Below are 22,696 nucleotides of genomic sequence, written 5' to 3'. Positions count from 1 at the left end.
ACCGAGCAGCTTAGCGGAGGCCAATAGCTCATCTTGGACTGTCTGGGGCAACGCCTCGAACTCCCCATCGAACTCATCGCCAAAAACGACTTCCAAAGTCATACATAGCTCCTAGGCTATGTTGTCAACATCATCAAGCTGCCGAACGATAGTCTGCGGCCGAAACAAGGTAGGCGCGGTCGACGATAATCCGGCCGCCGTTGACACGACTGGCAATTCGCGACCTGTCTGCGCTATCGAGCGGCATCGTCACCGGCGTTCTGACGGGCATGGCCGGCGCGTAGCTGTCGCTTGCCCAGAATGCCGGCTCGTCGTAAAGGATATGACCGCCAGCAAGGGTTCCATCGCGCCGGCAGCGCTCACCGACGCCAAATGGAACCGGTGCCGGCGAGGTTCGCGTGTCTGGCGGCGAAGGTCGCGTGGCCCGGAGGTGAAGCCGGCGAGGCGCTTGCGCTGGTCCATGCGTAATCGTGCGGAGGACCGCGCCGCGCCGTGCATCGCATCTCTTGTCCCGCTGCGCTGCTGAGACCTCTCTCCTGTCAGGCGGTCTAGGTTTCGCGCTTCGGGCCGAGCACGAACACTATGAGGGCAGCGACGAACGTGGCAACAGCACTGTAGGCAATGGCGCTGGTAATCCCCGCATTCTCCACCAATAGTCCGCCGAAAATCGCGCCGGCGGCGATTGCCACTTGGAATACTGTGACCAGCAGCACACCGGCGCTTTGGGCCTGCTCGGGAACAGCCCTCCGTACCATCCACGTCTGCAATCCCACTGGCACCGCGCCGAAGGCAAACCCCCACGCGGCAACAGCAATCGCCGAGGCCAAGGCCGATGCTCCCGCCGTCAGCAGCGAAACAGCGGCTATCGCTATGAGCAGCGGTGCAAGGGCCGCGACTGCCTTGAGACTGTACTCGGCCAGAAGCCCGCCGGCCAGATTGCCGAAAAATCCGCCGATGCCAAAAGCAAGCAACACAAGCGAGATCGTTTCTACATCCAGCGCGGGAATCTTCTCGAGGAAGGCGCGGATATAGGTGATTCCGGCGAAGTGGCCGGAAGCGACCAGCAGGACGACCAAAAGCGCAATTTTGACCATCGGAATCTTGGCCACATCCAGCAGGCTTCGGAAGCTAGCCACTCCAATCGGAGGCAGTCTCGGAATGGTTATGAGTTGCACGAGCAGTGTAGCGGCGGCGCCGGCTGCGGCGAGCATGAAGGCGCTTCGCCATCCCCAGATATCGCCGACATAGGCGCCGATTGGAGCTGCGCAGACGGTAGCTACGGAAACGCCGGTGAGGATGATCGACATAGCGCGCGGCAGGAGGTGGCTTGGAACGAGCCGCATCGCCAGTGCTGCCGACATTGACCAGAAGCCTCCGAGCGCTATGCCGAGCACGACGCGTGCAGTCAGGAGAACCGCCAGCGACCACGCGCCGGCCGCCAGAACGTCCGACAGGATCAGCAGCAGCGTCATTGTCCACATGACGGTCCTGCGGTCCAGGCGCTTTGTGATGATGGCCACCGTCGGCGCCGAGATCGCCCCGACGATAGCTGTCGCCGTCATCGCCTGTCCAGCCGCTCCCTCGCTGATACCGAGATCACGCGCGAGGGGCGTGAGCAGGCTGACAGGCAGAAACTCTGCCGTGACCAGCCCGAAGGTGCCCAAGGAAAGCGAAATGACCGCACCCCATGCGGGACCAGACGGTGGGACGGGCTTTTCTGGGTGCAGAACAGCGTCCATGACACCTGCTGCGGATTGGGTCATGAACGAAGTCTCCACTTTGATGCAATGCAACGTGATGTTGGCTGCCTTGACCCAAATCTAAAAACACAAGCGCATTTCCCGGCGGCGTTGCACGGAGGAGGGTATGTTCATTGCTTCGCGATATTTTGTGACGGTGCGGCGCGCAACATCGATGCCGGTTTCCTTCAGCCGGACAGCGATGTCCTCATCGGAAAGCACGTCGCCGGGAGATTCTGCGGCAATGATCGCTTTGATCCGATGCCGGACAGCTTCGGCGGAGTGCGCATCGCCGCCTTGGCAGGACGCGATCGCGACGGTGAAAAAATACTTCAGTTCAAAGACTCCGCGCGGGGTAAGCATGTACTTGTTCGAGGTCACCCGGCTTACCGTAGACTCGTGCACGCCGATCGCGTCAGCGACGGTTCTAAGATTGAGAGGCCGCAGGTGGGCGACGCCATGTTCCAAAAAGGCATCCTGCTGACGCACGATTTCAGCCGCAACCTTGACAATGGTCTTGGCGCGCTGATCGAGGCTGCGGATTAGCCAGTTCGCATTTTGCAAGCATTCGTCGAGAAATGCTTGATCTTTCGAATTTTGGGCAGTCTGACGCGTGACTTCGGCATAGTAGGTTTGGTTGATCAGCAGCTTCGGCAGGGTGGCGGGATCAAGTTCGATCTGCCACCCGCCTTGCGGCGAGGGCGTGACCCAGACGTCGGGTATGATTGATTCAGACGCACCGGATTCGAATCTGTTCCCAGGCTTTGGATCGAGCGCACGAACCTCATGCATCATGTCGAGAAGGTCTTCTTCATCGACGCCGCAATGCTGCTTCAGCGCCTCAAAATCGCGTCGCGCAAGCATTTCAAGATGGGCAACCAAAGCTGCCATTGCCGGGTCGAGCCGGTTTCGCTGGCGCAACTGAATCTCGAGGCATTCTCTGAGACTTCGCGCAAAAACTCCCGGTGGATCAAATTGCTGCAAGGTTCCGAGAACCCGTTCCACAACAGCCTCATGGACATTTAGGCTCTCGGCCAGCTCCAAAAGGTTTGCCCGAAGATAGCCAGTGTCTTCCAGATCGGCGGCAAGCTGGCCAGCGATCAGCCGCTCCTGTGGTGTGAACGCAGTGAGGGCGATCTGACGAGCGACATGGTCGTGCAATGTTTCGGCGAGGGTGGCAAACTCGTCGAGGGAAGGGCCATTGCCCGGCGGGTTGTTGGTCGTGTTGCGAAGTGATTTCCATTGCCCGAGCCGTTCAGGCGACCCTGCCCCGGTCGCACCTTCAACGGCGTTTGCCCCAAAGCCGACAGGCTGATCCGCTCCCGAAATCGAAGCATCGTCAAAAGGCCCGCCATCGTTTGACGCAGATTCCAAGAGCGGGTTCTTCTCGATTTCCCCCTCCACGAACTGATGCAGTTCGGTATGCGCCAGTTGCAGCAAGCGAATCGACTCAATGAGTTGAGGCGATGCGACGATGGATTGCTTCTGGCGCTGAAACAGGCTTGCTGAAGATTGCATGGTGAGTGCGATAATCCTGTCGAGGAGCCTCTTGGGGCCTGCAATGGCGCCAGTGAGACGTTTTCTAGGTCATGCGGCGGCTTTCAGCGTTTCGAGAACGTTTTGCGGGGATGAAACGCCATACGGGTCGGCCTCGCAGTTGTCGGAGAAACCTTCCTCCTCGAACCAGTGCTCCACCACGCCATTGTTGATCAGGGCGGCGTAGCGCCATGAGCGCATCCCGAATCCGAGATTGTCCTTGGCAACCAGCATGCCCATCTTGCGTGTGAACTCGCCTGAGCCATCGGGGATGAGCTGGACCTGCTTCAGGCCCAAGGACTTTCCCCACGCATTCATGACGAAGGCATCGTTGACTGAGAGGCAGTAAATCGCGTCAATTCCCTGCTTCGCAAACTGATCATAGAGCTCTTCGAACTTGGGCAATTGGTAGGTCGAGCAGGTCGGGGTGAAGGCGCCAGGCAGCGAGAACAGGATGACCCGCTTGCCGGCAAAGTAGTCGTCAGATGTTTTTTCTTGCCAGCGATATGGATTTGGCCCCTGGACTGACTTATCGTGAACACGCGTGAGAAAGGTGACGAAGGGAACTTTCTTTCGAACTGTCATCAAGTTGCTCCTGAAGAAGACTGCGCTGAATTCTGGCAGAGGCTGGCGCAATACCGGGCAAAGGCTCGTATCCCCGGCACGGAATGAGGGCCTCGCGGCTCGCAACCTCCTTTTTTCCCTCCCGACGTATGGGAACGTCTTGGCGGTTGGTCTTGGCCACCCGAACGCAATCGATCTGAGCGAGCTGGACACCGTCGAGCCGGTTGCTTTCCACGGCTATGGCGCCGGAAGCGGGATCGGTCACTAGCGATAGTGCGTTTGGAAAAGGGATAGCGGCCGGAAGGAGCCAATATCGCAAAGCATGTGGGGGCCTGAAATGTCACTTCACGCAACAGACCCGCTTCACTGGATTCCACGTCACTGGACTGGTTCAGCATGTTGTGGATATGTGGCAGTGACCCGCCGGCTTTGGCTTGGGTGACGACCCTTTGACAAGGCTTTTCGGCACTCAGATGCTGAACAGAACCGGCAACCCGCATTTGCGTGCGCTGCCCGTGTTGGCGTGCCGGCATCGGACCAGCCATGCGCAAAGCGGCCATCCAGAACGGACTTCCGGAGGAGACGATGCCCCGATGTTCAGCTGCAAGGGGCACCGTCTCCTCAGGCCACGGTCTGGAGCTTCGCGTGTCGGGCATGGTGCAAGTCGCTTTCATCGTGATTTGATGGTGCTCTAACCAGGAGCAGCAAGCGGCGTGCCATTTGGAATAGAGGGGCTGTTGGACCGCCCCTCCTTCTCGGAGGCCGTGTCTTAGAAGATCGGGCGCGCGCTATAACCGCCTCGTCACACAGGCAACAACGATGCTGTATGGTGCGGATATTCGGCGCTTCAGCCCCGGCTGGGCAAAGACGAACCGGAAGCCGAGCCGATGCATTACCTGAGCCTGGAGGGCACTCCAGTCATTGCGTAACGTGTGGCGCTAGCGTTCATTGGTGCGCCGGCACGGCTATCGCGAACATGCGCCTGTCGCAGCGACCATGAGCGGGCGCTCTTGGGCAAGCGCCTTGGCCCCGTGAGGATCGAATTCCCCAATCGTGTCTGTTCGCCGCCTCTTATGTTCGAAACTGGACCAGAATGTCGCAAGCCCGACCTAAAGGTCGCCGAGGCGTTCTGTCCGACACTTTTCCGTCGCCTTTGTTGGCCCGCGACACCGGCCTATTTCGCCTAGCTCTTCTCTGGCCTCAGGCTAAGCCCCTAAAAGCATCACAGATTTTTTTCTTCGGTTGGCCAAATTGGCACGAGTTTTGAAGCCGCTTCGTTGCGGGCCGGGAGCCGCCGACCGACTTTCATTTCGTGGATGGCACGAATGGAACGAAGAAAGAAAAGCAAAATGTCAAATCCGCGTCGGATAGCGTCTATGGGCATGGGGTCCTCGGCGAAACCGCCCTTACCCAACAGCTCGCCGCTCTTGTCGACCCTTGCGCAGGAAATCTTGGCCGGCGGCGAGTCAAAGGCCCACCACACCGACTTTATCCTGACCTCGAAGGTACAGGATAACGTTCTGCATCTCGCCGCGCGTTTGCCTAGGCAGTTAAGCGTTAGCCGATCCTGATAATCGGTCTGCCTTCCGACGACGTCGTCTACATGCCGTCTTAGGTCTTCTCTACCGCAGCGCCCGCCGGTCACCTTCCGCCCTTCCATCGCTATAGAGTGAAGTGCCAGCATGTCCGAACAACCTTTGCCGACGCTGCCGATGTGGCGCGTCGATCACATTGAGCCCTCGCCTGAGATGTTGGCGCTACGGGCCAACGGTCCGATCCACCGCGTGCGCTTCCCGTCCGGGCACGAAGGCTGGTGGGTGACAGGCTATGACGAGGCCCGGGCGGTGTTGTCCGACGCGGCGTTCCGGCCCGCGGGAATGCCGCCGGCGGCATTCACCCCGGATTCGGTGATTCTCGGTTCGCCAGGATGGCTGGTCTCGCACGAGGGGGGCGAGCATACGCGGTTACGCACGATCGTGGCGTCGGCCTTCAGCAACGGCAGGGTGAAGCTGCTCGCGCAGCAGGTCGAGGCGATCGCCGCGCAGTTGCTCGAGACGCTGGCGGCCCAGCCCCAGCCCGCCGATCTGCGGCGCCACCTCTCCTTTCCGCTTCCCGCCATGGTCATTGGCGCGCTGATGGGCGTGCTCTACGAGGATCACGCCTTTTTCGCCGGGCTGTCCGACGAGGTGATGACGCACCAGCATGAAAGCGGCCCGCGAAGCGCGTCGCGCTTGGCCTGGGAAGAACTCCGCGCCTACATTCGCGGCAAGATGCGGGACAAGCGCCAGGATCCGGGCGACAACGTGCTGACGGATCTGCTCGCGGCGGTCGACCAGGGCAAGGCGACCGAGGAAGAGGCGATCGGCCTGGCGGCGGGCATGCTGGTGGCGGGGCACGAGAGCACCGTGGCGCAGATCGAATTCGGCCTGCTGGCCATGTTCCGCCATCCGCAACAGCGCGAACGCCTGGTCGGCGATCCATCCCTGGTGGACAAGGCGGTAGAGGAAATCCTGCGCATGTACCCGCCGGGCGCCGGCTGGGACGGCATCATGCGCTATCCGAGGACCGACGTGACCATCGCGGGCGTGCATGTTCCCGCGGAGAGCAAGGTGCTGGTCGGCCTGCCGGCGACGTCATTCGATCCGCGCCATTTCGACGACCCGGAAATCTTCGACATCGGACGTGACGAAAACCCGCACCTGGCGTTCTCCTACGGGCCCCACAACTGCGTCGGCTTGGCGCTGGCCAGGCTGGAACTCAAGGCGGTGTTCGGTTCGATCTTCCAGCGCTTTCCCGCGCTGCGCCTGGCCGTGGCGCCCGAAGAACTGAAGTTGCGCAAGGAGATCATCACTGGCGGGTTCGAGGAGTTCCCGGTGCTCTGGTGATGCGCGGACGCCACCAGGAATCCCGATGTTCTCGAGTTGCCGGCGCGACTGCCGCGCGCCGACCAGATCAGCCAGCCAACAGGTGACCAAGATGGACGTGCAAGAAACCATGGCATCATGCCGGGACGCCTTCGCCGAACTGGCGTCGCCAGGGTGCATTCAGGACCCGTACCCATTCATGCGGTGGTTGCGCGAGCACGATCCGGTACATCGCGCGGCGTCGGGCCTCTTTCTGTTGAGCCGTCACGCCGACATCTACTGGGCGCTCAAGGCCACGGGCGATGCTTTTCGGGGACCGGCGCCGGGCGAACTGGCGCGCTATTTCCCGCGTGCGGCGACCAGCCTGTCGCTAAGTTTGCTGGCGTCCACTTTAGCGATGAAGGAACCACCAACGCATACGCGTCTGCGCCGGCTGATCTCGCGCGATTTCACCATCGGCCAGATCGACAACCTGAGGCCGACCATCGCTCACATTGTCGCAGCGCGCCTGGACGGCATGGCGCCCGCGCTGGAGCGCGGGGATGCGGTGGACCTGCATCGGGAATTCGCGCTGGCCTTGCCCATGCTGGTTTTCGGCGAACTGTTCGGCATGCCCCGGGACGACATGTTCGGGCTCGTCGCCGGCATCAGCGCCATTCTGGAAGGCCTGAGCCCGCACGCCAGCGATCCCCAACTCGCCGCGGGCGACGCGGCCAGCGCCAGGGTGCAGGCCTACTTCGGCGACCTCATACAGCGCAAGCGCACCGATTCCAGCCACGACATCGTGTCAATGCTGGTCGGCGCACACGACGGCGATGCCGAGATACTGTCGGATGCGGAATTGATCAGCATGCTGTGGGGCATGCTGCTGGGCGGCTTCGCCACCACTGCCGCGGCCATCGGCCATGCGGTCCTGGCGATGCTGGCGTATCCCGAACAGCGGCATTGGCTGAAGGGAGATGCCGTGGGGGTGAAGGCATTCGTCGAAGAAGCTCTGCGCTACGACGCGCCCGCGATGTTCAGCTCCATTCCGCGTATCGCCCAGCGCGACATCGAACTGGGCGGCGTGGTGATCCCGAAGAACGCTGACGTGCGCGTGCTGATCGCGGCCGGCAATCGCGACCCGGACGCCTTCGCCGATCCCGATCGCTTCGATCCCGTGCGGTTCTACGGCGCCAGTCCTGGCATGTCGATCGACGGGAAGATCATGCTGACCTTCGGCCATGGGATCCACTTCTGCCTTGGTGCGCAACTGGCCCGGGTGCAGTTGGCCGAGAGCCTGCCGCGGATCCAGGCGCGCTTCCCCACGCTGGCATTGGCCGAGCAGCCGACCCGGGAGCCCTCCGCGTTCCTTAGGACATTCCGCGCGCTGCCGGTACGGCTGCATGGGCAGGAGGGCTGAGATGCGCGTCGTGGTCGATCAGGATCTGTGCGGAACGACCGGGCAGTGCGTGCTGACGCTGCCGGGCACCTTTCGCCAGCGCGAACCGGACGGCGTGGCCGAAGTGTGCGTGGCGACGGTCCCGCAGGTGCTGCACGCCGCCGTGCGGCTTGCGGCCAACCAGTGCCCGGTCGCCGCCATTCGTGTCATCGAAAGCGACGCTGGCCATGACGAGCGCGCCAGCGCCGACCCTGCGCCCTCTCCGGTGGAGGCCGAGCGGCATGCTGCGAAAGACCAATGCAATTCAGGAGACACGATGGGACGGTTTGAAGGCAAGGTGGCCGTGGTGACCGGCGCCGGCGCCGGCATCGGCAAGGCATGCGCTCTCGCCATCGCGCGCGGGGGCGGCAGAGTGGTGGTGGCCGACATTGATGGCTCGGCGGCCATCGCCTGCACTGCGCAGATCGCGGCCGAAGCAGGCCACGCGCTGCCCATAGCCATGGATATCGCTGATGAGCAGGCGGTGGCAGCGCTGTTCGAGACGGCGGAGCGGCACTTCGGGGGGGTCGACCTGCTGGTGAACAATGCGAGCGCCGTGCATCTGACCCCGCGCGACCGCGCCATCCTCGAGCTGGACCTGGCGGTATGGGACCAGACCATGGCGACCAATCTGCGCGGCACGCTGCTCTGCTGCCGGCAGGCCATCCCACGGATGATCGCCCGCGGCGGTGGCGCGATCGTCAACATGTCGTCGTGCCAGGGGCTCAGCGGTGACACGGCGCAGACGTCCTACGCCGCGTCGAAGGCAGCGATTAACATGCTGTCGGCCTCGCTCGCCACCCAGTACGGTCACTCTCAGATCCGCTGCAACGCGGTTGCGCCGGGTCTTATCATGACCGAGCGTCTCCTCGCCAAGCTGGACGAGTGCATGCAACGCCATCTGCGTCGGCACCAGCTCCTGCCGCGCGTCGGCCGTCCCGAGGACGTTGCCGCGCTGGTGGCGTTCCTGCTCTCCGACGATGCTGCGTTCATCACCGGCCAGGTCGTGTGCATCGATGGCGGCATGCTGGCGCATGTGCCGACATACGCCGACGGTGGCAACAGCTGCGCCGCGCGCCCTGCCGGCGACACCGGATCGGCGGCGGCGGCGCGCTGCTGATGGACATGCTGCTCAACCCACTCAACCGTCGGCACCGGCTGCGATGCGACATCCCGGTCATGCCTGGCGCTTTCCCCCTGGTCGGGCATCTTCCTGCCATTGTCTGCGACCTGCCGCGCCTGCTGGAGCGCGCAGAACGGACGCTGGGCAGCCACTTCTGGCTGGATTTCGGCCCTGCCGGACATCTGATGACCTGTGTGGATCCGGACGCATTCTCTCTGCTCAAGCACAAGGACGTGTCCTCGGCGCTGATCGAAGAGATCGCGCCCGAATTGCTTGGCGGAACGTTGGTTGCCCTGGACGGCGGCGCGCACCGGCAGGCGCGCGATGCCATCAAGGCAGCGTTCTTGCCCAAGGGGCTGACCCAGGCCGGGATCGGCGACCTGTTCGCGCCGGTCATCCAGGCGCGGGTGCAGGCGTGGCGCGCCCGCGGCGAGGTAACTATCCTGCGCGAGACCGGCGACCTGATGCTGAAGCTCATCTTCAGCCTCATGGGAATCCCCGCGCAGGACCTGCCGGGATGGCATCGCAAGTACCGGCAATTGCTGCAGTTGATCATCGCGCCACCGGTCGACCTGCCCGGATTGCCTTTGCGGCGCGGCCGCTCCGCCCGCGACTGGATCGACGCGCAGTTGCGCCGGTTCGTCCGCGATGCGCGCGCGCATGCCGCGCGCACCGGGTTCATCAACGACATGGTGAGCGCTTTTGACAGCAGCGACGGTCCGCTCTCCGATGACGTCCTGGTCGCGAACATTCGCTTGCTGCTGCTTGCCGGTCACGACACCACTGCCTCGACGATGGCCTGGATCGTGATCGAGCTGGCGAGGCAGCCTGTGCTGTGGGACGCCCTGGTCGAGGAGGCGCAACGCGTGGGCGCGGTGCCGACCCGGCACGCGGACCTGGCGCAGTGTCCGGTCGCCGAGGCCCTGTTCCGCGAGACACTGCGCCTGCATCCGGCGACCACGCTCCTGCCGCGTCGCGCGCTGCAGGAATTGCAACTCGGCCAACGGCGTATTCCCGCGGGCACCCACCTATGCATCCCGCTGCTGCATTTCTCGACCTCGGCGCTGCTGCACGAGGCGCCTGATCAGTTCCGCCTGGCGCGGTGGCTGCTACGCACAGAACCGGTCCGGCCCGTGGACATGCTGCAGTTCGGTACCGGCCCACACGTCTGCATCGGCTACCACCTGGTATGGCTGGAAATGGTGCAGTTCTGCATCGCCTTGGCGCTGACCATGCACAAGGCCGGGGTGCGGCCGCAGTTGCTGAGCGACGTCGAAAAAGGCCGGCGCTATTACCCGACCGCACATCCGTCCATGGCAATCCGCATAGGCTTCTCATGAGCTGGCGTCGCACGCCCTGTGTAGCAAGGCAGCGGCGCCGGCGGGGCGCGGCATTGCTGCACTCAGCGCACGCACTCGTGTGACGACTTGCGCTCGCCGTGGCCGTCTCAGCTACAAGGACATGAACAACATGCAAACCGGTTCCACTCCACGCGACCGAACTGGCGTTTCCGCATTCGGCGGGTTGGGCGCGCCGGCGCGCGGCGCATCTGGCGGGCTGCTCCCGGAGATCTGGATGCAGGACGGCGCAAAGCGGGTCGAACAGGCGCTGGCGCGTCTGCTCTGCGCCGAAGACGACGGTAAGACAGAGCTGATGGCAGCCATGCGCTACGCCACCTTGCATGGCGGGAAGCGCACCAGAGCCTTGCTCTGTCTGGCTGCCGGCGCACTGGCGGGCACGCCGGCGCACATGCTCGACGACGTCGGTGCCGCCATCGAGATGATGCACGCCTGTACCCTGGTCCACGACGACCTGCCCGCGATGGACGACGACGTGCTTCGCCGCGGCCTTCCGACCGTGCACGTAAAGTTCGGCGAAGCCACTGCGATCCTGGTCGGCGATGCGCTGCAGGCCCACGCCTTCCTGACCCTGGCGAGCCTGGATGCGCCGGGCGACAATCGTATCGCGCTCGTGCGTGAACTGGCGCAGGCGGTGTCCGCCGAGGGTGCCGCAGGCGGGCAGGCCATGGATTTGTCGCTGGTCGGAAAGCACGCCGGGCTGGACAGGATCCTGGCGATGCACCGGATGAAAACCGGAGCGCTAGTGCGCGCGTCGGTTCGCATGGGCGCGCTATACTCCGTCGCGGAGGATGCCGCGCACACTACGCTGTACAGTGCACTCGATCGCTACACCGCCTGTTATGGCCTGGCGTTGCAGGTGGCCGACGACATTCTCGACGCGACGGCGAATACCGCGACTCTTGGCAAGACCCCCGGCAAGGACGCGGCCGCGCAGAAGCCGACCTGCGCGTCGATCATGGGGTTGCAGGCAGCGCGCCAGTTCGCGCTGTTTTTGTTGCACGACGCCGGGGAGGCCATCGCCCCTCTGGGGGCGCGTGCGGAAGGGTTGGCGCAGATGCTGCAGCGGGCCAACGTCTATCTGTCCGCGCCATACGCATGAGCGCGCCCATCCATAAGGACTTGCCGCTGTGCTGCTGCGATCGGCCGGCGGGCGCTGCATGCTGCACTGTGTCCGTGTCGGCGGCGACGTGCGCGGCGTCTGCCCGTTTCTGTTCTCATAGCCCTCTGCAGAAGGAAAATCCCGCGTGAACGCGCTGTCCGAACAGATCCTTTCCGAATTGCGCCACCTGCTGAGCGAGATGAGCGACGGCGGCAGCGTCGGTCCGTCCGTATACGACACGGCGCGAGCTCTGCAGTTCGACGGCAAAGTCACCGGTCGGCACGAGGCATATTCGTGGCTCATCGCGCAGCAACAGGCCGATGGCGGATGGGGAGGTGCGGACTTCCCGCTGTTTCGCCATGCGCCCACTTGGGCGGCGCTGCTGGCATTGCAGCGTGCCGATCCTCTTCCCGGCGCCGCCGACGCAGTCCAGGCTGCAATCCGGTTCCTCGAGCGCCAGCCCGATCCCTACGCGCATGCGGTGCCGGAAGACGCGCCCATCGGCGCGGAGTTGATCCTGCCGCAGTTGTGCGACGAGGCCGCATCCTTGCTGGGCGCCTTGGCGTTTCCGCGCCACCCGGCGCTGTTGCCGTTGCGGCAAGCACGCCTGGTCAAGCTGGGGGCTGTGGCGACCTTGCCGAGCGGCCATCCGTTGCTGCACTCCTGGGAAGCCTGGGGGGCGTCGCCGGCCACCGCATGCCCGGACGACGACGGCAGCATCGGCATCAGTCCGGCGGCCACCGCCGCGTGGCGTGCGCACGCCGTGACACAGGGAAGAACGCCGCAGGTCGGGCGCACCGACGGGTATCTGCAGGCGGCATCGCGGGCAACGCGCACCGGCATCGAAGGTGTCGTTCCCAACGTCTGGCCGATCAATGTGTTCGAGCCATGCTGGTCGCTGTACACCCTGCATCTGGCCGGTCTGTTCGCGCATCCCGCGCTCGCCGAGGCGGTGCAAGTAATCATCGCGCAGCTCGACGCCCGCCTCGGAGTCCGCGGTCTGGGCCCTGCCTTACACTTCGCGGCCGATGCGGACGACACCGCCGTTGCGTTGTGCGTCCTTCGCCTTGCAGGCCGCGACCCGGCGGTCGATGCATTGCGCCATTTCGAAACCGGCGAGCTGTTCGTCACCTTCCCCGGCGAGCGCAATGCCTCGGTGTCGACCAACATCCATGCCCTGCATGCGTTGCGAATGTTGGGAAAACCCGCCGCCGGCACCAGCGCCTACGTCGAGGCCAATCGCAACCCGCACGGTCTATGGGACAACGAAAAATGGCACGTTTCGTGGCTGTATCCAACCGCGCATGCGGTCGCTGCGCTGGCGCAAGGTAACCCGCAGTGGCGCGACGAGCGCGCGCTGGCAGCGCTGCTGCAGGCGCAGCGCGACGACGGCGGCTGGGGCGCCGGTCGCGCGTCCACATTCGAGGAAACCGCCTATGCGCTGTTCGCGTTGCACGTGATGGACGGGACCGAAGAGCCGGCAGGGCGCCGGGGCATAGCGCAGGCGGTGGCGCGGGCGCTGAAGTGGATGCTCGCCTGCCACGTGGCGCATTCACTGCCCCAGACGCCGCTGTGGATCGGCAAGGAACTGTATTGCCCGACCCGGGTGGTGCGCGTGGCCGAACTCGCCGGGTTGTGGCTGGCGCTTCGTTGGGGGCGGCATGTTTTGGCCGAGGGAACAGGAGCCGGGCCATGATCCCGACCGATCGCGCGCTGCAGCAGGTGCTGGAATGGGGGCGTTCCCTGACCGGGTTCGCCGACGAGCATGGCCTGGAAGCAGTCAGGGGCGGCCAGTATATCCTACAGCGCATCCATCCGAGCCTGCGCGACACCAGCGCCCGCACCGGCCGCGATCCGCTGGACGAAACGCTGATCGTGGCGTTCTATCGCGAACTGGCGCTGCTGTTCTGGTTGGACGATTGCAACGACCTTGACCTGATCGCGCCGGAGCAGCTCGCCGCGGTGGAGCAGGCGCTGGGGCAGGGCGTGGCGTGCGCGCTACCAGGATTCGAGGGCTGTGCTGTGCTGCGCGCTTCGCTCGCCGCGCTCGCCTACGATCGTCGCGACTATGCCCAGCTTCTCGCGGATACCAGGTGCTACTGCGCGGCGCTGCGCGCCGGACACGCGCAGGCGGTAGGGGCGGAGCGATGGTCCTACGCCGAGTACTTGCAGAACGGCGTGGATTCGATCGCCTACACGAACGTGTTCTGTTGCCTGTCGTTGCTGTGGGGGCTGGACATGGCGACCTTGCGCGCGCATCCGGCGTTTCGCCAGGTCCTGCGGCTCATCTCCGCGATAGGGCGCTTGCAGAACGATCTGCATGGACGCGAAAAGGATAGGTCGGCCGGCGAGGCCGACAACGCGGCGATCCTGCTGCTGCAGCGCTATCCGGCCATGCCTGTCGTGGAGTTCCTCAAGGACGAGCTGGCCGGCCACACACGCATGCTGCACCGGGTGATGGCGCAAGAACGCTTTCCCCCGCCGTGGGGACCGCTGATCGAAGCCATGGCGGCCATCCGCGTGCAGTACTACCAGACCTCAAACAGTCGCTACCGCAGCGACCCTGCGGGGGCAGCCCAGCGTGCGCCGGCCTGAACGAGCGGAAAACGGCGGCGTGCGCGCGCTGCCGTCGGTCCGACCCGACGCAACGCCGTCGCCCGATGACGCGGATGGAGCGAGCATCAGCGACACCAAGTTGAGCCGGCGCAAGGACGACCATCTGGACATAGTGCTGAATCGGCGAACGGCACGGGCCAAGGCCGCCGGCTGGGAGTACATCCGTTTCGAACACTGCGCATTGCCCGAGTTGGACCTGACGCAGATCGACCTCAGCGCCTCGCTGCTGGGCAAGACCATGCGCGCGCCTCTGCTGATCAGCTCCATGACTGGGGGCATGCCACGCGCCGAGGCCATCAACCGGCATCTGAGCGAGGCAGCGCAAGCCTTGGGGATCGCCATGTGCGTCGGTTCGCAGCGCGTGAGCCTGCAATCCCGCAACTCCCAGGGGCTGACGCGCGCGTTGCGCCGCCTGGCCCCAGACGTTCCCTTGCTGGCCAATATCGGCGCCGCGCAACTGCGCGAGGCCGACGGCCTGGACCTCGCGCGCCGGGCGGTGGATGCACTAGAGGCCGATGGACTCATTGTCCATCTCAATCCGCTGCAGGAAGCGGTACAGCCGGAGGGCGACGGCGACTGGCGCGGCGTCCTGGCCCAGATCGCTCGCGCCGCACGTAGCGTCGGCGTGCCGATCGTGGCCAAGGAAGTGGGGTCGGGCCTCTCTGCCTCGGTGGCTTGTGCGCTCGTTCAGGCGGGCGTGGCGGTGATCGATGTCGCCGGCGCCGGCGGCACCAGTTGGGCCGCAGTGGAGGGCGAGCGGGCCCCCGATGCCGCCGACCGTACAGTTGCGATGGCGTTCGCCGATTGGGGGATCCCGACCCCGGCCAGCGTGCAGGCGGTACGTCGGGCGCTGCCAGCGGTGAAGCTGATCGCGTCGGGCGGGGTCAGCGACGGCGTCGACGTGGCCAAGGCTATCCGCCTCGGCGCGGACATCGCCGGGCAGGCAGCCGGCGTGCTGCGCGCGGCTACGGTATCCACCGAGGCCGTTGTCGCGCATTTCGAGATCGTCATCCGCCAGTTGGCCGTCGCCTGCTTCTGCACCGGCTCGGCTGATCTGGCGGCGTTGCGCCAGGCCCGCTTATTGCCCTCGGCGCATCTGCCCGCCGGTTGATGCCGACGTAGCCCGCAGGTGGCGGCGGGCGCATAGCCTTACTGAGTGAGAAAGTCTCGGAAGCGGGGACGCGCTGGTCACGGGCTTGTTCGGGTGCTGCTTCGTGATCGGGGAGGCACCCCGCCATGCCCCGAACGGACAGCCGAGAGTAAAGCGGTATTCGACGGCTATGTCGATGCTTGATCAGGGTGACCGGTCACGCCGATCGAGCCGAGCCCCTGAAAGGGCCGGAACACCAGGTGCGGCGAAAGACCGGTAGGAGCAGATGGTGCAAATCCATAGCAATGAAGGAGTATTCCTGCAAGCAACGGAGAAGGTAAGCCAGCCTCAATCCCTTGTGTTTGCTTGGTGTTATCCAAATTAGGCACCGATCCACATTGCCCCCGAGTCATGCGCGGTCGGTCGTGAGGTGCCTCCGGCTATCCACAGCACTTCCCGGCAAGGTGCCCAACGCCCATTAGAGGGCATGGATCGGCTTGATCAGGGCGTTGGGCGCGGTCGTCATGAAGCCGTTAAGCTCGAAATCGCCGGCGCCGTCCTTGACCTTGCGCACCCCATGCCATGGCGTTCAGAGGCCAGCGAAGAAGAAAAGCGGCCGGTCCTCATTGAGCGCGAACCAAATCCGCTGAATACCTGTCTCAGGGTCCTTATCGCCGGGTGTTGGGCTGGGCTCCGAGAAACTCGTCACAGGCACCACACAGCGATGCTCAACCCCAACATACTGCTGCCAATGGCCGTATTGTGGGTTGCGGATATTGGTCGTGCCGTAGTCGGCCCTGCCCTTGACCCGTTCGAGCGGTGTCGGCATTCCCCAAAGCAGGTTGGCGACTTCACGTTGCCCGTCTGCCGCATTGCGGACTACCGGACCGGGATGGTTGGGGGCTGGTTAGGGTAGATGTCGATGGACGGTTCAGGTTGCCTGAGATGGTCGCGCAGAGCCCTGGTGCACTGGCGTATGGCTTCTTGCGACGTGGTGATGTTGTACAGATTGCACATCTAGGAAGGAGCAACCCCGTTCTTTTTGGCAAGCATGGAAAGAGCTTTTTCCTTGATATCTGCCGCGACCAAAGTCAGAGCTTCGTCGCGATCCTTGAAACTTGCGATCGATGTTCCCTTGAGGGTCGCCTGAAAAGACCCGAAGACCTCTTCCTGCCACAGGCAATTTCTCGCGATCACTGGAATAACAACCGTCGTGTTGTTGGCCTCTCTCTCCATCGCGTGGGTTAGCTCAATCTGGTTGCAATAACGCGAGTTGATAAAGTCAACGCTTATCAGGAGGATGATAATGTCGGCGCTCTCTAGATTGCCCTTGATGGCGTCCGCCCATTTGTCGCCAGTCTCGATTTCGCCATCGTGCCAAGCCTCGACAAGACCAAGTCGGCTCAGCGGCGTAAGGTGCTTTAGAAGGTCAACCTTGATAGCCGCATCTGCATGCGAGTAGGAGATAAACGCCTTGAGAGGCTTGGGACTGGGGCTAGCCGCATTTTGGGGGAGGGACATAGTCCCACCGGGACCTCCTCTTATCAGTCCATTCTTCCTCAGGCGGTCCTTAGTTGTCGTGTAACGTTCTTCTATCCAACCCAGTTTATTGAAAAGGGCTGCGTTCTTAACGCTCACTTTTCCGCCACCCGACAATTCTCTAACGGCGTCCATAAACCGGTCTTCTAGAGTTCCAACGCGCTTCCGCGATTTTGCCTTGCTTGCCATTTTATGGAGCCCCCGAATCTAGGTCGACAGTTCCAGCGAAAGTCTTTTGCAGTCAAGTCGACGCTGGAAATTAAGCCGGGAAATCCTCTAATTGGGGAGCCGGCTTGTTGCCAGCAATAAACTCGAACGGTGCGTTGCGTCTTTGTGTTAGCTTGTCGGGTCGGAGGTCTAGCCAGCCTGAGTTAGAGCCTTCTCAAGCGCCGGTCTGGGCACCTCAAGCTGCGCCTTGTCGCCACCCCATAGTCGTCCCCGACGCTGCGAGCCGTCCAAGGGTTGTCAGCTTTGGTGATGCTGACACGGGGCCTAGCCTACGCGCTTACCGTCATCTCAGCCCCTGTCGGTTATGTCCGCGGCCAGGGCATCGATATTCCGTCGAATTGCTCTCCCAGGTCGCACCGCTCCCTGGCTCATATCGCATTCACCAAAGACTATCTCTGGAACGAGATTGACCGACCCGGGAACGCTCCAGGCCGATCCGAGCTAACCGGTCAATCCAAACAACTTCGAATTACCTTAGCGGGTATTATTCTAAAAATGCCCACAGTGCCCCGGTTACAGGCAGCCCGCGAACGCGGGTGAAAGGGTGGACGCCGTCCGAAACAAACCCAATCAGCGCTCCGAAATCACTCGACTCAGCTAAATGAAGGCTGTCCGGCATCTGAAGCAGCCCGTCTCTTTCATAGGACCACCGTCGAGCGCATCGGCGCCGAGGTCAAATAGCCGTTGGCTGAATGTTCTTTCAGTTGGCCGTCTGCAGCGACGCATGCACTAGGCCTATTACGAAGAAAAGCCGGTGGACGGTGGCCACAGCAGCTGTATGAACCGTGCTCGCCGGCGTGCCTTCGGACGTGGCAACCGCATCGGGTCGAGCCGATCTGGAAGGTGCTGCCGATCGCCCCGTCGAGCTACCACGACCATGTCGCCAAGCGCATCGATCCTCCCCGGCTGTCGGCTCGGGCGAAGCGGGATGAGGCCATGGCCTTGAAGGATGAGGTCCGACGCGTGTTCGAGGCCAACTTCCGCGTCTACGGCGTTCGCAAGGTCTGGCGGGAGTTACAGCGTGAGGGCTCGACGTCGCCCGCTGCACGGTTGCCCCACTGATGAGGGCCATGGGTCTTGAGGGCATCATCCATCGACGCGGACCATGGCGCGACTTCGAAGCCGTCGAGTTCGGTAGCTCGATTGGGTCGATTGGTTCAACAATCGCCGGCTGCTGGAGGCCATCGGCAACATTCCGCCGGCCGAAGCTGAGGAACGCTACTACGCCATTCTGTATGACCCAGCCATGGCCGCGTGACTCAACGAAACGGCCTCCGGAAAACCCGGTGCGGTTCAGTTCTCGGAGGAACGACGTTGCCGCGCGGCGCTAAAGAGAGAGGAAGATTGATCTCTTTCCATACCATTTTCTTCACATATGATACGTAAACAGATCATAAAGCATTGAAACTACTCGCTGGATGAGATACCTTTGCGTACCATCGCGCATTGGAATAGATCGTATAGGTTGCGTTATGGACTCTCAATCGGAAATTCTACGGGAAATCGGTGGGTTTTTCAGGCAGGCGAGGTTGGCCGCTGCGATGACGCAGGAGCAGGTCGCCGATTTGGCGGGTATATCCCGTCCCCGATATCGCGACATCGAAAAGGGAGCCGCAGCCGCGCGTGCGACGACGCTCATGAATATCGCTCGCGCGCTCGGTCTGGAAATGATGCTGGTTCCGCAAGCCATGGTGCCGGCTGTCAAGGCTCTATTGCGTCCGCATGATGATGACGATCGACCCGCCTTTGTTTCTCAACCTGACGATGACGATCATGGCTCCAGTCTTTCGCGCACCTAAGACGATCCCGTCACTGGACGTGCTCTTGAATGCAGTGAAGATCGGCACAATCGTCAGGACGCCGGGCGATTTCAATGCGTTCAACTTCGATGACGCCTACCGCGCGACGGGCGGCTTTCCGGTTCTCAGCCTGTCGTTCCGGGCAGCGACGGGAGGATTGCGGAAAGATCCAAAGCCTCTGGCAAGCGCCTTGCCCGCTTTCTTCGCGAACCTCCTGCCGGAGGAGAAATTGCGGGAGGCGATGGAAAGGCATCACGAAGGCAATGTGCGGCCAGGCAATGATTTCGATCTTTTAGCGGCACTGGGCGCCGATCTGCCGGGAGCCGTACGGGCGTTGCCCAGTGACGGCGCGATAACGGTTTCGAAGGATGGCTCAAAGGATCACCCCAAGGCACGGTTCTCGCTTGCCGGCGTGCAGATGAAGCTGTCGGTCATGAAGAACATTGGAAAAGGCGGCGGCCTTACCTTGCCGATGGACGACGAGCAGGGCCGGTACATTGCCAAGTTCCCTTCGACGGCGTTTCCGGGCGTTTCCGAGAACGAATTCGCCAACCTGGCGCTGGCAGCAGCAATCGGCATGGAGGTTCCTGAATGCGAACTGGTCGAGAAGTCCGATTTTGAGGGCGTTCCCGAAGAATTCAATACGCTGTCGGAGGGCAAGGTCCTTCTCGTCAAACGCTTCGATCGCGGCGCCGGTGGCGAGAGGATACACATCGAGGATTTCGCTCAGGTCTTCGGTGTCTACCCCTCGCGCAAATATGAGGGGGCCGCTTATCACGACATAGCCTTGGCTCTTGGCGTGGCCGTCTCGCCTAAGTGAGCCGAGTCCCCTCGGGTTGCTGATATAGCGGAACTTTCGATCCGCGGCCCTATGGATGGCTGGATCGAAGGCATGCCAGCGTGGCGCAAGATTCCGCGGAGTGTCCACGATGACACGCGTGAGCAAGCACGTCAGCTCGCACTGAGGATCGCGATCCGACGCTTTGTGTCGCCATTGTCGGGTCCGCTACACGGTCTGTTGCGACGATCCTTTCTTTGGCCCTCAGGCTAAACCCCTGAAAAGCAACCATCAAATTATTCTTCGGTTCGATCAGCCAAATTGGCACGAGTCTTGAGATCCTTAGGTGCGAGGCGGCTACAGCTGCCCGACCGGCATTCATGTCGCGGCAGCCGCGATGAATGGAACGAAGGAAGGAAAGCTACATGTCAGGTTTGCGTCAGATCGCCTTTTACGGCAAGGGCGGCATCGGCAAGTCCACCACCTCCCAAAATACGCTCGCCGCCCTTGTCGACCTCGGGCAGAGAATCCTCATCGTCGGCTGCGACCCCAAAGCCGACTCCACCCGCCTGATCCTGAACGCGAAGGCGCAGGATACGGTGCTGCACCTCGCGGCAGAGGAAGGTTCGGTGGAAGACCTGGAACTCGCGGACGTGCTCAAGGTCGGGTACAAAGGCATCAAATGCGTGGAGTCGGGCGGGCCCGAGCCGGGTGTCGGCTGCGCCGGCCGCGGCGTGATCACCTCAATCAACTTCCTCGAGGAGAACGGCGCCTACGACGACGTCGACTATGTCTCCTACGACGTGCTCGGGGATGTGGTGTGTGGCGGTTTCGCGATGCCGATCCGCGAGAACAAGGCCCAGGAAATCTATATCGTCATGTCCGGCGAGATGATGGCGCTCTATGCCGCCAACAACATCGCCAAGGGTATCCTGAAATACGCCCATTCGGGCGGCGTGCGGCTCGGCGGCCTGATCTGCAACGAGCGCCAAACCGACCGCGAACTCGACCTCGCCGAGGCGCTTGCTTCCAGGCTCAATTCCAAACTTATCCACTTCGTGCCGCGCGACAACATCGTCCAGCACGCCGAGCTCAGGAAGATGTCTGTGATCCAGTATGCGCCGGACTCCAAGCAGGCCGGGGAATACAGGGCGCTGGCCGAGAAGATCCATGGGAATTCGGGCCAGGGCACCATCCCGACCCCGATCACCATGGAGGAGCTCGAGGACATGCTGCTCGACTTCGGCATCATGAAGACCGACGAGCAGATGCTTGCCGAGCTTCAGGTCAAGGAAGCGGCTAAGGCGGCCGCACAGTAGCGACCGCTGCGACATAAGGCGCCGCCTGACCTGGTGCGCCTTTCAAAGAACGGCGCCTCGTCGGTGAGGCGTCCCTGAACCTTGAAAGGGGTCCCATGAGCCTGGAATACGAGAATGACGGTGCCCTCCATGCGAAGCTTATCGAGGAAGTGCTGTCGCAATATCCTGACAAGTCGGCGAAGCGCCGCAAAAAGCACCTCAGCGTCGCAAAAAGCGGCGACGAGGCTGGCGAGGAAAGCGAGGTCCTTTCTGAATGCGATGTCAAATCGAACATCAAGTCCATCCCCGGCGTGATGACGATTCGCGGCTGCGCCTATGCCGGCTCGAAAGGAGTGGTGTGGGGTCCAGTCAAGGATATGGTCCATATCTCGCACGGGCCGGTCGGCTGCGGGCAATATTCCTGGTCTCAACGCCGCAACTACTACCTTGGCACGACCGGCATCGACACGTTCGTCACCATGCAGTTCACCTCCGATTTCCAGGAGAAGGACATTGTTTTCGGCGGCGACAAGAAGCTCGAACGGATCATCGACGAGATCGAGGAACTGTTTCCGCTGAACAAGGGCATGACTGTGCAATCCGAATGCCCGATTGGCCTGATTGGCGACGACACCGAAGCTGTATCCCGCAACAAGGCCAAGCAGCACGGAAAGACAATCGTGCCGGTGCGCTGCGAGGGCTTCCGCGGCGTCTCGCAATCCCTCGGCCACCACATCGCCAACGACGCGATCCGCGACTGGGTGTTCGAGAAGAAGGACCTCGAGTTCGAGGCCGGCCCGTACGATGTCAATGTGGTCGGGGACTATAATATCGGCGGCGACGCCTGGGCTTCGCGCATCCTGCTCGAGGAGATGGGTCTGCGCGTGGTCGGCAACTGGTCGGGCGACGCTACGCTGGCCGAAATAGAGCGAGCGCCAAAGGCGAAACTCAATCTCATCCATTGCTACAGGTCGATGAACTACATCTGCCGGCACATGGAGGAAAAGTATGGCATCGCCTGGATGGAGTATAATTTCTTCGGGCCCTCCCAGACCGAAGCCTCTCTGCGCAAGATAGCCAAGCACTTCGGGCCGGAAATCGAGGCGAAGGCCGAGGCGGTCATCGCCAAATACCGGCCGCTGGTCGAGGCGGTCATAGCCAAGTACCGGCCGCGCCTCGAAGGCAGGACGGTGATGCTCTATGTCGGCGGGCTGCGCCCCCGTCACGTCGTCACCGCATATGAGGACCTGGGCATGGTGATCGTCGGCACTGGCTATGAATTTGGCCATAACGACGACTATCAGCGCACCGGCCACTACGTGAAAAAGGGCACGCTGATCTATGACGACGTGACTGGTTACGAGCTGGAGAAGTTCATCGAGGGGATCCGTCCTGATCTCGTGGGCTCCGGCATCAAAGAAAAGTACCCGGTCCAGAAGATGGGCATACCGTTCCGTCAAATGCATTCCTGGGATTATTCCGGCCCGTATCATGGCTACGACGGGTTCGCCATCTTCGCGCGCGATATGGACCTGGCCATCAACAACCCGGTCTGGAACCTCTACGACGCCCCCTGGAAGAAAAAAGCCGAGCCGTCGGCGGCGATCGCAGCCGAATGAAACCCTGGCCTCCCGGAAGCCGG

General features: G+C 62.6%; 16 protein-coding genes and 4 pseudogenes. 14 read left to right on the top strand and 6 right to left on the bottom strand.

Annotation, left to right across the window (positions count from 1 at the left end):
• Nucleotides 1-548: 548 nt before the first annotated feature.
• The 4 genes from NKI88_RS18760 to NKI88_RS18745 form a co-directional block, all read right to left on the bottom strand.
• A complete protein-coding gene (locus tag NKI88_RS18760; RefSeq protein ID WP_352656544.1) occupies nucleotides 549-1,763 on the bottom strand; it encodes an MFS transporter in 1,215 nt (404 codons plus the stop codon).
• Nucleotides 1,764-1,820: 57 nt separating this feature from the next.
• The gene (gene rpoN, locus NKI88_RS18755) at nucleotides 1,821-3,257 is read right to left on the bottom strand and encodes an RNA polymerase factor sigma-54 (RefSeq protein ID WP_031197223.1); all 1,437 of its coding nucleotides are present in this window, start codon (nucleotides 3,255-3,257) and stop codon (nucleotides 1,821-1,823) included.
• Between the two features lie 69 nt (nucleotides 3,258-3,326).
• Nucleotides 3,327-3,860, bottom strand: a complete 534-nt coding sequence (locus NKI88_RS18750) for a peroxiredoxin (RefSeq protein ID WP_023724551.1) — start codon at nucleotides 3,858-3,860, stop codon at nucleotides 3,327-3,329.
• Nucleotides 3,861-5,061: 1,201 nt separating this feature from the next.
• Nucleotides 5,062-5,322, bottom strand: coding sequence for a hypothetical protein (locus NKI88_RS18745; protein WP_155922504.1), 261 nt, complete (start codon nucleotides 5,320-5,322; stop codon nucleotides 5,062-5,064).
• A 199-nt stretch (nucleotides 5,323-5,521) separates the two neighbouring features.
• Between NKI88_RS18745 and NKI88_RS18740 the strand changes: the two genes are divergently transcribed.
• The 9 genes and pseudogenes from NKI88_RS18740 to fni all read left to right on the top strand — a co-directional run bounded on the left by NKI88_RS18740 (nucleotide 5,522) and on the right by fni (nucleotide 15,433).
• Nucleotides 5,522-6,724, top strand: coding sequence for a cytochrome P450 (locus NKI88_RS18740; RefSeq protein WP_023827166.1), 1,203 nt, complete (start codon nucleotides 5,522-5,524; stop codon nucleotides 6,722-6,724).
• 91 nt (nucleotides 6,725-6,815) lie between these two features.
• Entirely contained in the window at nucleotides 6,816-8,105 is a 1,290-nt protein-coding gene (locus tag NKI88_RS18735; RefSeq protein WP_031197221.1) for a cytochrome P450, read from the top strand.
• Nucleotides 8,089-8,232 (top strand): annotated as a pseudogene (locus tag NKI88_RS18730) (ferredoxin); the annotation flags it as partial. The gene NKI88_RS18735 and the pseudogene NKI88_RS18730, both read left to right, overlap by 17 nt.
• A gap of 168 nt (nucleotides 8,233-8,400) precedes the next feature.
• Nucleotides 8,401-9,243: an SDR family oxidoreductase gene (locus tag NKI88_RS18725; protein WP_023715666.1), complete on the top strand. Its 843-nt coding sequence runs from the start codon at nucleotides 8,401-8,403 to the stop codon at nucleotides 9,241-9,243.
• Entirely contained in the window at nucleotides 9,243-10,586 is a 1,344-nt protein-coding gene (locus NKI88_RS18720; RefSeq protein ID WP_023827163.1) for a cytochrome P450, read from the top strand. Before NKI88_RS18725 ends, NKI88_RS18720 begins: the two co-directional genes overlap by 1 nt.
• A 130-nt stretch (nucleotides 10,587-10,716) precedes the next feature.
• Complete coding sequence (locus tag NKI88_RS18715; RefSeq protein ID WP_352656541.1) at nucleotides 10,717-11,706, top strand: polyprenyl synthetase family protein; 990 nt, start codon at nucleotides 10,717-10,719, stop codon at nucleotides 11,704-11,706.
• A gap of 145 nt (nucleotides 11,707-11,851) precedes the next feature.
• The gene (locus NKI88_RS18710; RefSeq protein ID WP_352656539.1) at nucleotides 11,852-13,402 is read left to right on the top strand and encodes a hypothetical protein; all 1,551 of its coding nucleotides are present in this window, start codon (nucleotides 11,852-11,854) and stop codon (nucleotides 13,400-13,402) included.
• A complete protein-coding gene (locus tag NKI88_RS18705) occupies nucleotides 13,399-14,301 on the top strand; it encodes a terpene synthase family protein (RefSeq protein ID WP_352656537.1) in 903 nt (300 codons plus the stop codon). The genes NKI88_RS18710 and NKI88_RS18705 overlap by 4 nt, the downstream gene beginning before the upstream one ends.
• A gap of 28 nt (nucleotides 14,302-14,329) precedes the next feature.
• Nucleotides 14,330-15,433: a type 2 isopentenyl-diphosphate Delta-isomerase gene (fni, locus tag NKI88_RS18700; protein WP_502909476.1), complete on the top strand. Its 1,104-nt coding sequence runs from the start codon at nucleotides 14,330-14,332 to the stop codon at nucleotides 15,431-15,433.
• A 568-nt stretch (nucleotides 15,434-16,001) separates the two neighbouring features.
• Here fni and NKI88_RS18695 read toward each other — a convergent pair.
• Both NKI88_RS18695 and NKI88_RS18690 read right to left on the bottom strand, forming a co-directional pair.
• A pseudogene (locus tag NKI88_RS18695) lies at nucleotides 16,002-16,256 on the bottom strand (SOS response-associated peptidase); the annotation flags it as partial.
• 173 nt (nucleotides 16,257-16,429) lie between these two features.
• Nucleotides 16,430-17,140, bottom strand: coding sequence for a toll/interleukin-1 receptor domain-containing protein (locus NKI88_RS18690; protein WP_023816852.1), 711 nt, complete (start codon nucleotides 17,138-17,140; stop codon nucleotides 16,430-16,432).
• Nucleotides 17,141-18,004: 864 nt separating this feature from the next.
• Here NKI88_RS18690 and NKI88_RS31840 point away from each other — a divergent pair.
• The 5 genes and pseudogenes from NKI88_RS31840 to nifD form a co-directional block, all read left to right on the top strand.
• Nucleotides 18,005-18,270, top strand: a pseudogene (locus NKI88_RS31840) (IS3 family transposase); the annotation flags it as partial.
• Nucleotides 18,271-18,651: 381 nt separating this feature from the next.
• Nucleotides 18,652-18,978, top strand: a complete 327-nt coding sequence (locus NKI88_RS18680) for a helix-turn-helix domain-containing protein (protein WP_352656535.1) — start codon at nucleotides 18,652-18,654, stop codon at nucleotides 18,976-18,978.
• Nucleotides 18,953-19,792 (top strand): annotated as a pseudogene (locus tag NKI88_RS18675) (type II toxin-antitoxin system HipA family toxin); the annotation flags it as partial. The gene NKI88_RS18680 and the pseudogene NKI88_RS18675, both read left to right, overlap by 26 nt.
• Nucleotides 19,793-20,181: 389 nt before the next feature.
• Nucleotides 20,182-21,075: a nitrogenase iron protein gene (nifH, locus tag NKI88_RS18670; protein WP_023706403.1), complete on the top strand. Its 894-nt coding sequence runs from the start codon at nucleotides 20,182-20,184 to the stop codon at nucleotides 21,073-21,075.
• Between the two features lie 95 nt (nucleotides 21,076-21,170).
• The gene (gene nifD / locus NKI88_RS18665) at nucleotides 21,171-22,673 is read left to right on the top strand and encodes a nitrogenase molybdenum-iron protein alpha chain (protein ID WP_023690555.1); all 1,503 of its coding nucleotides are present in this window, start codon (nucleotides 21,171-21,173) and stop codon (nucleotides 22,671-22,673) included.
• Nucleotides 22,674-22,696 lie beyond the last annotated feature (23 nt).

Source organism: Mesorhizobium sp. M0317 (genome assembly GCF_040321555.1).
In the GTDB taxonomy this organism is placed as follows: Bacteria; Pseudomonadota; Alphaproteobacteria; order Rhizobiales; family Rhizobiaceae; genus Mesorhizobium.
This window is presented reverse-complemented; position numbering and strand designations above follow the sequence as displayed.

Bases quoted from the DNA above. Each gene is read 5' to 3' on its own strand.
- NKI88_RS18760 (WP_352656544.1), bottom strand. From the start codon at position 1,763: ATGACCCAATCCGCAGCAGGTGTCATGGACGCTGTTCTGCACCCAGAA.
- rpoN (WP_031197223.1), bottom strand. From the start codon at position 3,257: ATGCAATCTTCAGCAAGCCTGTTTCAGCGCCAGAAGCAATCCATCGTC.
- NKI88_RS18750 (WP_023724551.1), bottom strand. From the start codon at position 3,860: ATGACAGTTCGAAAGAAAGTTCCCTTCGTCACCTTTCTCACGCGTGTT.
- NKI88_RS18740 (WP_023827166.1), top strand. From the start codon at position 5,522: ATGTCCGAACAACCTTTGCCGACGCTGCCGATGTGGCGCGTCGATCAC.
- NKI88_RS18735 (WP_031197221.1), top strand. From the start codon at position 6,816: ATGGACGTGCAAGAAACCATGGCATCATGCCGGGACGCCTTCGCCGAA.
- NKI88_RS18725 (WP_023715666.1), top strand. From the start codon at position 8,401: ATGGGACGGTTTGAAGGCAAGGTGGCCGTGGTGACCGGCGCCGGCGCC.
- NKI88_RS18720 (WP_023827163.1), top strand. From the start codon at position 9,243: ATGGACATGCTGCTCAACCCACTCAACCGTCGGCACCGGCTGCGATGC.
- NKI88_RS18715 (WP_352656541.1), top strand. From the start codon at position 10,717: ATGCAAACCGGTTCCACTCCACGCGACCGAACTGGCGTTTCCGCATTC.
- NKI88_RS18705 (WP_352656537.1), top strand. From the start codon at position 13,399: ATGATCCCGACCGATCGCGCGCTGCAGCAGGTGCTGGAATGGGGGCGT.
- NKI88_RS18690 (WP_023816852.1), bottom strand. From the start codon at position 17,140: ATGGCAAGCAAGGCAAAATCGCGGAAGCGCGTTGGAACTCTAGAAGAC.
- NKI88_RS18680 (WP_352656535.1), top strand. From the start codon at position 18,652: ATGGACTCTCAATCGGAAATTCTACGGGAAATCGGTGGGTTTTTCAGG.
- nifH (WP_023706403.1), top strand. From the start codon at position 20,182: ATGTCAGGTTTGCGTCAGATCGCCTTTTACGGCAAGGGCGGCATCGGC.
- nifD (WP_023690555.1), top strand. From the start codon at position 21,171: ATGAGCCTGGAATACGAGAATGACGGTGCCCTCCATGCGAAGCTTATC.